At 71.8% G+C, this 13504-nt stretch carries 10 protein-coding genes and 1 tRNA gene; 5 read left to right on the top strand and 6 right to left on the bottom strand.

The window, feature by feature from the left end:
• The first annotated feature begins 79 nt into the window (after positions 1-79).
• Together NUH29_RS13445 and NUH29_RS13450 are read left to right on the top strand one after the other, a co-directional pair.
• On the top strand, positions 80-2983 hold the full coding sequence (locus tag NUH29_RS13445) for a UPF0182 family membrane protein (RefSeq protein ID WP_258799734.1): 2904 nt from the start codon (positions 80-82) through the stop codon (positions 2981-2983).
• A gap of 53 nt (positions 2984-3036) precedes the next feature.
• Positions 3037-3110, top strand: a tRNA-Met gene (locus tag NUH29_RS13450).
• Between the two features lie 199 nt (positions 3111-3309).
• Here NUH29_RS13450 and NUH29_RS13455 read toward each other — a convergent pair.
• Both NUH29_RS13455 and NUH29_RS13460 read right to left on the bottom strand, forming a co-directional pair.
• Complete coding sequence (locus NUH29_RS13455) at positions 3310-3702, bottom strand: VOC family protein (protein ID WP_258799736.1); 393 nt, start codon at positions 3700-3702, stop codon at positions 3310-3312.
• 36 nt (positions 3703-3738) lie between these two features.
• A complete protein-coding gene (locus NUH29_RS13460) occupies positions 3739-4338 on the bottom strand; it encodes a hypothetical protein (protein WP_258799737.1) in 600 nt (199 codons plus the stop codon).
• Between the two features lie 84 nt (positions 4339-4422).
• On the opposite strand from NUH29_RS13460, the gene NUH29_RS13465 reads away from it, so the two are divergent.
• Positions 4423-5241: a carbon-nitrogen hydrolase family protein gene (locus tag NUH29_RS13465; protein ID WP_258799738.1), complete on the top strand. Its 819-nt coding sequence runs from the start codon at positions 4423-4425 to the stop codon at positions 5239-5241.
• Here the strand turns inward: NUH29_RS13465 and NUH29_RS13470 are convergent.
• The 3 genes from NUH29_RS13470 to NUH29_RS13480 form a co-directional block, all read right to left on the bottom strand.
• Positions 5238-5837 carry an HdeD family acid-resistance protein gene (locus NUH29_RS13470; RefSeq protein WP_258799739.1) on the bottom strand — a complete coding sequence of 200 codons (600 nt, stop codon included), beginning with the start codon at positions 5835-5837 and terminating at the stop codon, positions 5238-5240. The genes NUH29_RS13465 and NUH29_RS13470 overlap by 4 nt on opposite strands.
• Before the next feature lie 55 nt (positions 5838-5892).
• Positions 5893-6537, bottom strand: a complete 645-nt coding sequence (locus NUH29_RS13475; protein ID WP_258799740.1) for a TetR/AcrR family transcriptional regulator — start codon at positions 6535-6537, stop codon at positions 5893-5895.
• Between the two features lie 90 nt (positions 6538-6627).
• A complete protein-coding gene (locus NUH29_RS13480; protein ID WP_258799741.1) occupies positions 6628-7830 on the bottom strand; it encodes an aminotransferase class I/II-fold pyridoxal phosphate-dependent enzyme in 1203 nt (400 codons plus the stop codon).
• Between the two features lie 131 nt (positions 7831-7961).
• On the opposite strand from NUH29_RS13480, the gene NUH29_RS13485 reads away from it, so the two are divergent.
• Complete coding sequence (locus tag NUH29_RS13485; RefSeq protein WP_258799742.1) at positions 7962-9449, top strand: S1C family serine protease; 1488 nt, start codon at positions 7962-7964, stop codon at positions 9447-9449.
• A gap of 99 nt (positions 9450-9548) precedes the next feature.
• Positions 9549-10631: a glycosyltransferase family 2 protein gene (locus tag NUH29_RS13490; RefSeq protein ID WP_505912359.1), complete on the top strand. Its 1083-nt coding sequence runs from the start codon at positions 9549-9551 to the stop codon at positions 10629-10631.
• Between the two features lie 7 nt (positions 10632-10638).
• Here NUH29_RS13490 and NUH29_RS13495 read toward each other — a convergent pair whose 3' ends face one another.
• Complete coding sequence (locus NUH29_RS13495) at positions 10639-13413, bottom strand: CDP-glycerol glycerophosphotransferase family protein (RefSeq protein ID WP_258799744.1); 2775 nt, start codon at positions 13411-13413, stop codon at positions 10639-10641.
• Positions 13414-13504: the final 91 nt, after the last annotated feature.

Genomic DNA, 13504 nt, shown 5'->3' on the forward strand with positions numbered 1-13504 from the left:
GTCCACGGCGGGAGCCGCATAGGATGGTGCGGAGCCGCCGGGGTCCTTCCGCCCCCGCTGACCCGCAGGAGCGCCACCCGTGACATCCGCCAGCAGCACCGCCGACACCCGTTCCCGAGGGCGCAGCACGATCGCGATCGTCATCGCGATCCTCGCGGTGCTCGTCGTCGGCTTCCTCGCCTTCGCCTACCTGTACGCCGATGTGCTCTGGTTCGACCAGCTCGGCTACCTCTCCGTGCTCACCACGCAGTGGTGGGCGATGGCGGTGATGTTCCTCGTCGGGTTCGCGGCGATGGCGATCGCCATGTGGGCGAGCATCTACATCGCGTTCCGCTCGCGGCCGCTCTACCAGAAGCTCAACTCGCAGCTCGACCGCTATCAGCAGGTGATCGAGCCCCTGCGACGTCTGGCGATGATCGGCATCCCGGTGCTGCTCGGCCTCTTCGTGGGCGTCTCGACCGCGGCCCGCTGGACGACGGTGCTGCAGTACCTGAACCGCACCGAGTTCGGCACCACCGACCCGCAGTTCGGCTTCGACGTCTCGTTCTTCGTCTACGAGCTGCCCTTCTACCGCGGCATCGTCGCCTACGCCTCGGCGATCGTGCTGATCTCGGGCATCGCGGCGATCGCGACGCACTACCTCTACGGCGGCATCCGCATCAACGGCCGCGAGGTGCGCGTGACGCGCGCCGCGCGGATCCAGATCGCGATCACCGCGGCCGTCTACGTCGCGCTGCAGGCGGTGAGCATCTGGCTCGACCAGTACGCCACCCTCACCGACGACACCGGCGCCGTGACGGGCGCGACCTACACGGATGTGAACGCCGGCATCCCGGGTCGCGCGATCCTCGCGGGCATCGCGGCGTTCGTCGCGGTGCTGTTCGTGGTGACCGCGGCGATCGGGCGGTGGCGCCTGCCGCTCATCGGCACCGCGCTGCTCATCGTCTCGGCGCTCGTGATCGGCACCATCTACCCGGCGATCGTGCAGCGCTTCACCGTCGACCCGAACGCGAAGCAGCTCGAGGCGGAGTACATCCAGCGCTCGCTCGACGCCACCCGGGCCGGATACAACCTGCAGAACATCGACGTCGTCAACTACGACGCGGTGACGACCGCCACCGCCGGTCAGCTGCGGGAGGACGCCCAGACCACCGCGAGCATCCGCATCCTCGACCCCGCGATCGTGAGCCCCACCTTCCGGCAGCTCGAGCGGGTCAAGCAGTACTACCAGTTCCAGACCCACCTCGACGTCGACCGCTACGACGTGAACGGTTCGACCCAGGACACCGTGATCGCGGTGCGCGAGCTCAACCAGGCGGGCCAGAGCAACCAGAGCTGGTACAACAACACGCTCGTCTACACCCACGGCTACGGCGTCGTGGCGGCGTACGGCAACAAGCGCGCCGCGGACGGCACGCCCGAGTTCCTCGAGTCGGGCATCCCGTCGACGGGCGAGCTGGGGGAGTACGAGCCCCGCGTCTACTTCGGCGAGAACTCGCCCGAGTACTCCATCGTGGGCGCGCCGAAGGACTCGACCCCGATCGAGATCGACTACCCGCGGGGCGGCGACCAGAGCGACGCCAACGCCGCGACGTTCACCTTCGACGGCGACGGCGGGCCGGTGCTCGACGACGTCGTGAAGAAGCTCGTCTACGCCCTCAAGTTCCAGTCGGCCGACCTGCTGCTCTCGGACGCGGTCACCTCCGACTCGCAGATCCTCTACAACCGCGACCCGCTGGAGCGCGTGCAGAAGGTGGCGCCGTACCTGACGCTCGACACCGACACCTACCCGGCCGTCGTCGACGGGCGCCTGGTGTGGATCGTCGACGGCTACACGACGACCGCCGACTACCCCTACTCGAGCATCCAGCAGCTCTCGTCGATGATCGCCGACACCGACACCCCGAGCCCCGACTACCCGCTCGACGACATCAACTACATCCGCAACTCGGTGAAGGCCACGGTCGACGCGTACGACGGTCACGTGACCCTGTACGCGTGGGACACCGAGGACCCGCTGCTGAAGACCTGGCAGAAGATCTTCCCCACGACTCTGAAGTCGGCCTCGGAAATGAGCGACGAGCTCACGGCGCACGTGCGCTACCCCGCCGACCTGTTCAAGGCGCAGCGCGCGATCCTGCAGACCTACCACGTCGACGACGCCGGAACGTTCTACTCGGGCGACGACGCGTGGGCCACGCCGAACGACCCGACCGGGTCGACCTCGTCGCCGACGACGCAGCCGCCGTACTACCTGACGATGCAGATGCCGGATGCGGATACGCCGTCGTTCTCGATCTACTCCACCTACATCCCGCAGAAGCAGGCGACGGATGCCGGGCAGAGCGTGCTCACCGGCTACCTCTCGGCGAACGCGGATGCGGGGCCCGACTACGGCAAGCTGACCCTGCTCACCCTGCCGACCCAGGACACGGTGCCCGGGCCCGGCCAGGTGCAGTCGAACTTCAACTCGAACGCGCGTGTCGCGTCGGAGCTCAACCTGCTCAACCAGCAGGGCAGCAAGGTGACGCTCGGCAACCTGCTGACGGTGCCCGTCGGCGGCGGCCTGCTCTACGTGCAGCCGGTCTACGTCGCCTCGACGGGTGAGACCAGCTACCCGCTGCTGCGCAAGGTGCTCGTGGCGTTCGGCGACCAGGTGGCCTTCGAGGACACCCTCGACGAGGCGCTCGACGCGATCTTCGGCGGCGACTCGGGTGCCAACGGCGGCGACGCCGGCGCCGAGGGCGGCGGCACCGACACCGGCGGCGACACGGGAGGCACCGACACCGGTGGCGACACGGGCGGCGACACCGGTTCGGGTTCGACGGTCGACGACGCCGCGCTGCAGCAGGCGCTGAAGGACTACCAGCAGGCGCTCGCCGACCGCACCGCCGCCTACGCCGAGGGCGACCTGGTCGCGGCGGCGGAGGCCGACCAGCGGATGCAGACCGCCGTGGAGGCTGCGATCGCCGCGGCGGGCTGATCGACCGGTGGTCCGCGACCGCTCCGCTTCCGTGCTAGGCTCATTCCTTGTGCCGCGGGGTGGAGCAGTTCGGTAGCTCGCTGGGCTCATAACCCAGAGGTCGCAGGTTCAAATCCTGTCCCCGCAACGAAATGAAGAAGGGTCGCCCGTCAGGGCGGCCCTTCTTCGTTTGCTTGCGACGAGTGGATCTGCACCTGCGAGCAGGTGGGCCTACGCCGCCGAGGGGCCCCTGGCGCGCGCAGCGCGTCTGGGGGAGGCGGTGGGGACAAATCCTGTCCCCGCAACGAAATGAAGAAGGGTCGCCCGTCAGGGCGGCCCTTCTTCGTCTACCAGCCGAACCCGGGTCGATACGAGCCGAAGCTCCACTCGCGACCTCCGGGGTCGATCACGCGGGCCCGGCGCGATCCCCACTCGGTCTCCTCGGGCGGGAGCACCGCGGTCGCCCCCGCGCCGACGGCGAGCGAGTAGACCGCATCGACGTCGTCGACGACGAGATAGACACCCGCGCCGGTCGAGATGCCGATCAGCGGGGCGACGGAGTACGGCTGATCGTCGCCCGCGAGCATGACGACCGCGTCGTCCCAGCGCAGTTCGGCGTGCAGCACGGCGCCCTCGGCGTCGTCCTGACGGGTCACGAGCTGGAACCCGATCGCCTCGAGCCAGGTGATCGCCGCCGACGCGTCCCGGTAGCTCAGGTAGGGGGTCAGCACCACCGCCATGGCGCGAGTGTAGTCCCGCGCGTCGAGGGGCGGGCCTCAGTACTCCGTGATGAGCGACTCGTCGATCGACATGAAGATCGTGCCGATGCGGTCGCCGTCGGGTACGAACGACACGACGGCCCCCGTGTCCGAGCGGCCGACGATCGCGTCGGGCGGGAAGAACGCGCCGTAGATCGGATTGCCGGCGTACTGCTCGATCGTGACGCCGGCGAGACCGAAGTCCCATGAGCCGACGCCCGGCTGCACGTAGTCGAGTGCCAGCACGGCGTCGACGGGCGACTCCTGGGTGTCGGCCTCGCTCGCCGCGATGACGACGCGTGTGGGATCGGCGAGGTAGCCCTCGGCCGCCTGCGTGTTGCCGCTCGAGACGGCATCCGCGAGGTTCTGCTCGGCGCCGTCGGGCAGCCCGGCCGAGGTTGCCGTGGGCGTGGGGCTCGCCGTCGGGCTCGGCGAGGTGGTGGCGCAGGGCGAGTCGGTCGAGCCCGCGCACGGCATCGGCGGGGAGCTCGACGTGCCGTCGCCGGGCATCCCGGACGCGCAGGCGGCGAGTGCCGCCGCGAGCACGAGGGCGGCGGCCGACGCGGCGACCGGGCGCAGCGGTCGCGTGGTGGGGGAGCGGCGGGGCGATGCGATCATGCGGCACCTCGGGGCAGGGTGTGGTGGTGGTTGCACGATGATATCTCGGGTTCCGCCGTTCGGTGCGCGGCGTAGGCTGACGCCATGAACGCCGAAGACGCCCCGTTCGCGGTGGCGGTCGCGCAGTTCGCCCCGAGCGACGACACGTCCGCCAATCTGGAGGAGATCTCGCGCCTCGCCGTGGAGGCGGCATCGCGCGGGGCGATGCTCGTGGTGTTCCCCGAGTACTCGTCGTACTTCACGCCGACGATGGGCGCCGACTGGGTCGAGGCGGCGCAGACGCTGCACGGCCCGTTCGTGCGCGGGCTCGCCGAGATCGCCGCCGAGCTCGGCATCCACCTGGTGGCGGGGATGCTCGAGGTCGTCCCCGGGGAGCCCGAGCGCGCGGCGAACACGGTTGTCGCGCTCGACCCCGACGGTGAGCTCGTCGCCCACTACCGCAAGCAGCACCTCTACGACGCCTTCGGGCAGCGCGAGTCCGACTGGATCGTGGCGGGTCCGCTCGCCGAGCCCGCGACGTTCCCGGCCGGCGGCTTCACGGTGGGCCTCGAGACCTGCTACGACGTGCGCTTCCCCGAGGTGACCCGTCGACTCGTCGACGCGGGCGTCGACCTCGTGGTGCTCCCCGCGGAGTGGGTGCGGGGCCCGCTCAAGGAGTCGGCCTGGCGCACCCTGGTGACGGCGCGGGCCATCGAGAACACCATCTACCTCGCGGCGGCCGACCAGGCGCCGCCCGTCGGCGCCGGCAACAGTATGGTCGTCGACCCGATGGGGGTGGAGCTCGTCACGATCGGCGAGGCGACGGATGTGGCGGTCGCCTGGATCAGCCCCGCCCGCATCCGCGAGGTGCGGCACCTCAACCCGGCGCTGCAGCTGCGCCGCTACCGGGTCGAGCCGCTCTAGGCGGCGGCCAGGTTCGCGTTCGCGGCCGAGCGGGCCTGGAACGCGATGATGATGAGCACGATGCCGGCGATCACGGCCCACGCGCCGAGCACGTAGATCAGGCCGATCAGGGCCGACTGCGGCGTCGTGAACAGCATCACCATGAGCACGATGCCGAAGAGGATCGACACCACCGAGAAGATGATCCCCATGGCCTTCGCCCCGCCGCTCGCGAGCGCCGCGGCGGCCGGGATGCCGAAGATGCCGCCGATGACCGCCCAGATGGCGACGATCCAGAGCAGCACGAGCAGCGCCAGCGCGCCGGCGGCGGCCGGGAAGATGGCGACACCGATCCCGGCGAGCACGCCGACGATGCCGATCGTCAGCAGCCAGCCCCAGGTGGGGTCGGACTTGCGCACCGAGATCGCGTGCATGATGTTGACGACGCCGTCGACGATCGCGTAGAACGCGAACACCCACACGAAGACGATCGCGGTGAGCACCGGCGCGACGAACGCCAGCACGCCGAGGATGATCGCGAAGATGCCGCGCAGCAGCACGAGCCACCACACGGACTTGATGAACCGGCTGACCTCGATGACGTCGTCGTTCGACATGCGGTGGCACCCCTTCGATCCGCGGCGGGAGGTGTGCCCGCCGTCGTGGCCGAGCCTAGCGAGGAGGGGTGCCGACGGCCAGGGACTCGGCGAAGCGCGCGAACACGACCTTGCCGGGCGTCGTGTCGACGACGTCGGCGTCGACCGAGCGCTCCAGCATCGTCGTGAGCCCGGAGGCGACGGTGTCGATCAGCTGACCGGGCGCCGACATCGCGACCCCCGACCCCAGCACGCTGATGACCGCGGCCACGGCGTGCGGGTCGACGTCCCGACGGACCATGCCGACATCCTGCAGGGTGGGCAGCAGCTCGGGGTGGATGCTCAGGTCGGGCACGGGCGCCACCCCGTCGACGGAGCGCATGATGCGGTTCAGGCCGGCGGGGTCGGTCAGGTAGAGGGCGCGCGCGAGCGGGTGCTCGTACACGGCGGCGAGCGCGTAGCCGAAGATCCGCGACGGGAGTCCGCCGCGCGGATCCCGTTCGACGTTGTCGGCGATGATGCGCGCGAGTTCGTTGGTCTCGCGGGTGAGCAGCGCCGCGAGCAGGTCCTCGAAGACGGGGAACACGGCCGCGACGTCGTCGGGGGCGACGTCGAGGCGCTGGGCGAGGGTGCCGTAGCCGAGGGCGTCGACGCCGTCGCCGATGACGATGGCGCAGGCGGCGTCGAGGATGGATGCGGCGGACGGGGTGGTGGGTGCCATGAGGTGCCGATCGGGTGTGGTGGGTGCGCCCATCATAGGGGGCGAAATGGACAGGTCTGTACACCCCCTTCGGGGGAGGGCGGGCATCCCTCACAGGGTGGCGTCGGCCAGTCTCCTCGCGGCCTCCTCGAGCACCTCGACGCGCTTGCAGAACGCGAACCGCACCGACGAGCGGTACGGCGCACGGCGGTCGGGATGCACGAACGCGGTGAGCGGGACGCCGACGACGCCGGCGAGCTCCGGAAGCAGACGGCAGAACCGTTCGGCGTCCGTGATCCCGAGCGGTGCGGCGTCCGCGATCACGAAATACGAGCCGCTCGGGCGGCTCACGGTGAATCCGGCGGCGCGCAGCCCGTCCGAGAGCAGGTCGCGCTTGTGCTGCAGGGTCGAGGCGGCGTCGAGGAAGTAGGAGTCGGGAAGGGCGAGCCCGCGCGCGACGGCCGGCTGGAACGGCGCCCCGTTGACGTAGGTGAGGAACTGCTTCACGGCCAGCACGGCGTCCCGCAGCTCCGGGGCGGCGGTGATCCAGCCGATCTTCCATCCCGTCGTGGAGAAGGTCTTGCCGGCGCTCGAGATGCTGATGACGCGTCCGTGCGCCCCCGGTCGGGTCGCCGCGGGAACGTGGCGGCGCCCGTCGAACACCAGGTGCTCGTAGACCTCGTCGGTCACCACGAGGGCGTCGTGGCGATGTGCGAGCTCGATCGCGAGGTCGAGGAACGCGGGGTCGAGCATCGCTCCGGTCGGATTGTGCGGCGAGTTGAGCAGGATGATGCGGGTGCGGTCGGTGACGGCGGCCCGCAGCGCATCCGGGTCCGCCCGGAAGTCGGGTGCCGTCAGCGGCACGGGGACGTGCCGGCCTGCCGCGAGGGCGATGACGGCGGCGTAGGAGTCGTAGACCGGCTCCAGGGTGACCACCTCGTCGCCGCGGTCCACGAAGGCGAGCAGGGTCGCCGCGAGCGCCTCCGTCGCCCCCGCCGTGACGAGCACCTCGCGGTCGGGATCGACCTCGAGCCCGTAGAAGCGCGACTGGTGGCTGCTGACGGCTTCGCGCAGCACGGGCATCCCGAGGCCGGGCGGGTACTGGTTGATGCCGGACGCGATGGCCGCGCGCGCCTCCTCGAGCACTTCGGCGGGCCCGTCCTCGTCGGGGAACCCCTGGCCGAGGTTGAGGGCACCGGTGGCCGCCGCCAGGGCCGACATCTCGGCGAAGATCGTCGGGCGGGCCCGGCCGTCGTCGCCGAGCAGCAGGGCACCGCGGGCCGCGCGGATCCAGGGTGCGTCGGTCACGCGCACACGCTACCGGTGCTCGCCGATCGCCGCGGCCAGGGAGGTCACATGTGCGGCGAAGTAGGCTCCCAGGGCGAGCATAGAGATCGTTCAGCTTGGGATCGCACGCTGACGACTGCGTGAAAGGAGCGCCACCGATGTCCGATTTCGAGTCGTCAGAGAACACCACCCCCGAAGCCTCCGCACCCGAGGGCGCCGAGCACGAGACGACGCAGCCGGGGCAGACGCCGGCCGCTTTCGCCCCCGTCGAGCAGGCGCCCGTCGAGCAGGCCCCCGTCGAGCAGGCTCCTGTCGCGCAGGCGCCTGCGGCGAGCGCACCGACCGAGACCTCGGGCGGTGCGGGCGGGCAGCTCCCGCCGAGCTTCGCCGCCCCCCAGGAGCCGGGGGCCGGTGCCGCGCCCGTCAAGCAGCGCTCGGTCGCCGTGCCGATCATCGCGGCCGCGGTCGTGGCCGCGCTCCTCGGCGGCGGGGCCGGCGCGGGCGTCGCCGCGTGGGCCATCACGAGCCAGCCCTCGACGCAGTCGACGTCGAGCACCGGCGGCAGCCAGACCATCACGGTCAACAACCCCGGCAGCGTCGACGCGGTCACCGCCGTGGCCGCCAAGGCCGCCGACTCGGTCGTCACGATCAACGTCACCACCGGCAGCTCCGGCGGCACCGGCTCGGGCGTCGTGCTCAGCGACGACGGCTACGTGCTCACCAACACCCACGTCGTGACCCTCGACGGCGAGTCCGCCGACGGCACGATCGAGGTCACGACGGCCGACGGTCACATCTACGCGGCGACCGTCGTCGGCATCGACCCGATCGTCGACCTCGCCGTGATCAAGCTCGAGGGGGCGTCCGGCCTCACGCCCGTCGAATGGGGCGACTCGGACGCGCTCGACGTGGGCAGCCAGGTCATCGCGATCGGCGCACCGCTCGGCCTGTCGAACACCGTGACCGACGGCATCGTCAGCGCGCTCGACCGCAGCATCCAGATCCAGTCGTCCGCGGTGCCCGACTCGGGCGACACCGACCAGACGCCCGACCAGCAGCAGAACGGCGGTCAGGGACCGTTCGACTTCTGGAACTTCGACCAGGGCGACGGCTCGAGCTCGAGCTCCGGGTCGACCAGCTCGACCATCTCGCTGCCGGTCATCCAGACCGACGCGGCGATCAACCCCGGCAACTCGGGCGGCGCCCTGCTCAACGACCAGGGTCAGCTGGTGGGCATCAACGTGGCCATCGCCTCGACCGGGTCGTCGAGCACGAGCCAGAGCGGGTCGATCGGCGTGGGCTTCGCCATCCCGGCGTCGCTCGCGCAGCGCATCGCCGAGGAGATCATCTCGGACGGCGCGGCGAGCCACGGCCTGCTCGGCGCGAGCGTCAGCACCGCCACCTCCGACCAGTCGGACGTCGTGGGCGCCTACATCGCCGAGGTCGTCTCGGGCGGCGCAGCGGACGCGGCCGGCCTGAAGGTGGGAGACGTGGTGACCGAGTTCGACGGCCACCAGATCACCAGCAGCACCGATCTGACCGCGCAGGTGCGCGCGCTCGCCGCGGGATCGAAGACCACGCTGAGCTACGAGCGCGGCGGCAAGGTGACCACCGTCGACGTGACGCTGGGAGAGCTCTCCAGCTGAGTCCCGTCCCGGTCGGCTCCCGAACCGCGCCCACGTTCCCATCCCGTCGGGAACGAGGGCGCGGTTCGGCGTCCGGGGGTCCGCGCCGTTGCTAGGCTCATGCGGACCGCATCCGCGGGCCGACCGGGAGGACGCATGGCACAGCCGCACGCGGCTCCCGGCGTCTCCTACGTGATGCCCGTGCTGAACGAGGTCGGCTACGTCGCGGATGCCGTGCGCTCGGTGCTCGCGCAGGACTACGCCGGACCCGTCGAGGTCATCCTGGCGCTCGGACCGTCGACCGACGGCACCGCCGAGGTGATCTCCGGGCTCACCGCCGCGGACGACCGCATCCGCGTGGTGGAGAACCCCGGGATGGACATCCCGATCGGTCTGAACCGGGCGATCGAGGCGGCGCGTCATCCCGTGATCGTGCGGGTCGACGCGCACACCGAGCTGTCGCCCGGCTACACGGCGCGCGGCGTCGAGACGCTTCAGCGCACGGGCGCCGCGAGCGTCGGGGGCGTCATGGCGGCCGCCGGGCGGCCGGGGGTGCAGGCGGCGATCGCGCGCGCCTACAACAGCCGGTTCGGGCTCGGCGGCGCGAGCTACCACGACGACGACGCCGTCGCCGAGGGGCCGGCGGAGTCGGCCTACCTCGGCGTCATGGACGCGGCGCTGCTGCGGTCCGTCGGCGGCTACGACGAGACGCTGCGGCGCGGCGAGGACTGGGAGCTGAACTTCCGGCTGCGCAACTCCGGCCATCTCGTCTGGTTCGATCCGGCCCTGCAGGTGCGCTACTGGCCGCGATCGAGCTGGGGCGCGCTGTCGCGCCAGTTCTGGGCGACGGGCGTGTGGCGCGGGGAGCTCGTGCGGCGCCTCGGAGGTCGCAACTCGCTGCGCTACTTCGCGCCGCCGCTGTTCGTGATCGACCTGCTGCTGTGCGTGCTCGTCGCCCCCCTCCTGGCGAGCGGGCTCGTCGCCGGGTGGGTCGGCTGGCTGCTCGCGCTGGTCTACCTCGGCCCGCTGCTCTACCTCGCGCTCCTCGGCTTCGCCGCGGTGCGCTCCCCGGGCGGCGTGATCGACCGGCTCCGCGTGGCGTATGCCATCGCCGTGATGCACCTCAGCTGGGGCTCCGGATTCCTGCTGGGGGTCACCCGGGGCGCGCGCGACGCGGTCGACACCTCCCGCACCGAGTCGTGAGCGGCCGCTAGAGCCATCCGGCGCCGGTCATGCGCTGCACCACGCGGCGGCCCGCGTCGCCGTCGTCGAGGGGGGTGAACCGCTCGCGCCAGCGGGCGGCCTGCTGGCGGTAGCGGTGCCGCGAGGCATCCGCGTCGGCGATGGCGTCGAGCAGCTCCTCCCGCGTGCGCACGACCGGCCCCGGCGCCTCCGCGAGCAGATCGAAGTAGAACCCGCGCAGATCCGAGCTGTAGTGCGCCAGGTCGGGCGTGAAGAAGATGATGGGACGGCCGGTGGCCGAGAAGTCGAACATGACCGAGGAGTAGTCGGTGACGAGCACGTCGGCCACCTCGAGCAGGTCGGCGACGTTCGGGTAGCTCGTCACGTCGACGAGCCCCTCGGCCTCGAGGTCGCGTCCGTAGCGGAGGGTGCGCGAGTGCCCGCGCACGAGCAGCACGTGGTCGTCGCCGAGCTCGCGCGCGAAGGTGGTGAGGTCGAGGTAGTCGACCATCTCGGTGCGGTCGTCGCGCCAGGTGGGCGCGTAGAGCACGACCCGGGCGTCGTCGGGGATGCCGACGGCCCGCCGGATGGCGCCGGCATCCGCCCCCGAGACCAGCCGGTCGTTGCGGGGATAGCCCTCGTCCCAGGTGCCGCGTGTGAACGCGTAGGCAGAGCGGAAGATGCGGGCGCTGTAGGCGTTCTGCGCGAGCAGCGCATCCCACCGCGCGCTCTCGCGACGCACGGCGACGCGGGTGCGCGCCCCGACACCCGCCCGGTCGAGCGCGAGGCGCTTGAGCATCGTGCCGTGCCAGGTCTGCAGCACGTGCTGGTGCCGGCGCCGTCGGAACCGCTTGCGCAACCAGTCGTTGACGATGAGCACGCGCGCCGAGCCGCGCACCCGCCACCACTCCCGACTGCCCTCGATGAGCCGCACATCCCCCTCCGGCACCGCGACCGAGCCGTCGACGACGCTCCAGTACCGCGTCACGTCGGGGCGCATCCGGCGCAGGGTGCGGGCGATGCCGAGCGGGTTGTCCGACGCCGACTGCCCGTAGAAGCTCTCGAGGAACACGGCGTCCTCGGGAACCGGCGTCGCCCTCCGGTACGCGCGCTCCAGCCGCCTCTGGTTGCGGTGCCCGCGCTCGTCGGCGGCCAGCGGGGCCGAGACGGTCAGCACGAGGCCGCCGGCCTGCGCGCGCAACTCGGCATGGAAGAGCGGGTGCACGAACCGGCCGGCCGGTTCGGCGTCGACCAGGAGCCTGCTCGTCGGGATGTCGCCGTCGAGCGTCAGCCGGTATTCGCCCGACGGCAGCGCGAGACCGGGCACCCCCCAGCGCTCGCACAGCAGCGGAAGCCGCACGCTGAGCGAGCCGCCGGCGGCGACGGGCGCCTCGACGCGTGCGCGGGCGCCCTCCAGGCGCACCGCGTCGACGGGGCGCACCGGGTCGGCGACCGTGACCCGTAGGGCAGGTCCGTCCGCCGCCTCCTCGAACTCGGCCTCGACGACCCGGGCGCGCGCGAGGCGCCCGTCGGGCACGTGCTCGTCGACCCGGGTGCCGGTGCGCGCGAGGATCTCGGCGAGCACGCGCTCGGCGCTGCGGCCGTCGAGCCGGTCGACGTGCTCCTCGCGCAGCCACACCGTGTGCGCCGCGAGCCGTCGGCCGAGAGCGGAGTCGGTGCCCACCGCGTCGAGCTGTTCGAGCACGTGCTGCCAGCTGGCCACGTAGCGGTCGTCGCTGAACACCCGGTAGTTCTCGTAGAGTCCGCGCTTGCGCGCGTACAGCTCGACGTCGGGGGCGAAGAACACCGTGGGCACGTCGGCGAGCGCGCAGTCGTAGGCGATCGAGGAGTAGTCGGTCACGAGCTCGTCGACGCCCGCGAGGGCCGGGGTCACGTCGACCAGCTCGTGCGCGCCGAGCATCCGGATGCGGTCGGAGACCGCGGGACCGGCGGCGTAGTCGCCGAGACCCAGGGGGTGCGCGCGCACCAGCAGCACCGCGTCGCGTGCGTCGAGCCAGCGCGCGATCAGCTCCCACTCCTCGCGCGTCGGCGTGCCGGGGTCGGGGGCCCCGTCGCGCCAGGTCGGCGCGTACAGCACGACCCGGGAGGCGTCGTCGATGTCGCCCGCGGCCGCGGAGAGCAGCCGCCGGGCGTCCGCGCGCACCTCGTCGCGCCCCCGCGCGAGCAGCGCGTCGTCGCGGATGTCGCCGAGCGCCACGATGCGCTCGGGGCGCACGCCGAACGCCGACGCGATCCGCGGGGCGACCAGCTCGGACGCCACCGGGAACAGGTCGATGCCGCGTCCGGCATGCCGATAGGCCCGTGCGAGCAGGGCCCGGACGTAGCGGTGGTCGGGGATCCCGCGCACCTTGAGCGTCGCGGGGGAGTCGAGGTGCAGCTTCTTGAGCGGGATGCCGTGCCACAGCTGCACGACGAACGCGCCGCCGGTCGCGTAGCGGTTCACATCGCCGAAGCCGTGGGTGACGACGAGAACCCGCGCCCGCAGGGTGAGCCGGAACCCCCGCCAGGAGTGCTTGGCGACGGAGTCGAATCCGAGCGCCCGGGCCTCCGCGAGCTCGGCGTCCGACGACGCCATCCACACGAGGCGCACCTCGTCGCCGAGTCGCTCGCGCGCCGCGCGGTACAGCGGCAGCGCCCCTTCGCCGAGGCCGATGCCGCATCCGAAGACCCAGATCCGCGGGGTGCGCGGCACGAGCAACGCGGCGAGGGAGCCGAGCGCGTAGAGGGGGAGGCGGAGCAGCTTCCGAGCGTTGCCGGCGCCGAAGGTGAAGGTGGCCGGCACGGCACCGATTCTGTCACGCGCCGCGGTCCGCGCCCGGAATGCGGGGCTGCGGTCGTGCGCAACCGATCGGTAACGATGCCCGCCCCCGGGG

The sequence above is a fragment of the Protaetiibacter mangrovi genome, from assembly GCF_024752305.1.
GTDB lineage: Bacteria > Actinomycetota > Actinomycetes > Actinomycetales > Microbacteriaceae > Homoserinibacter > Homoserinibacter mangrovi.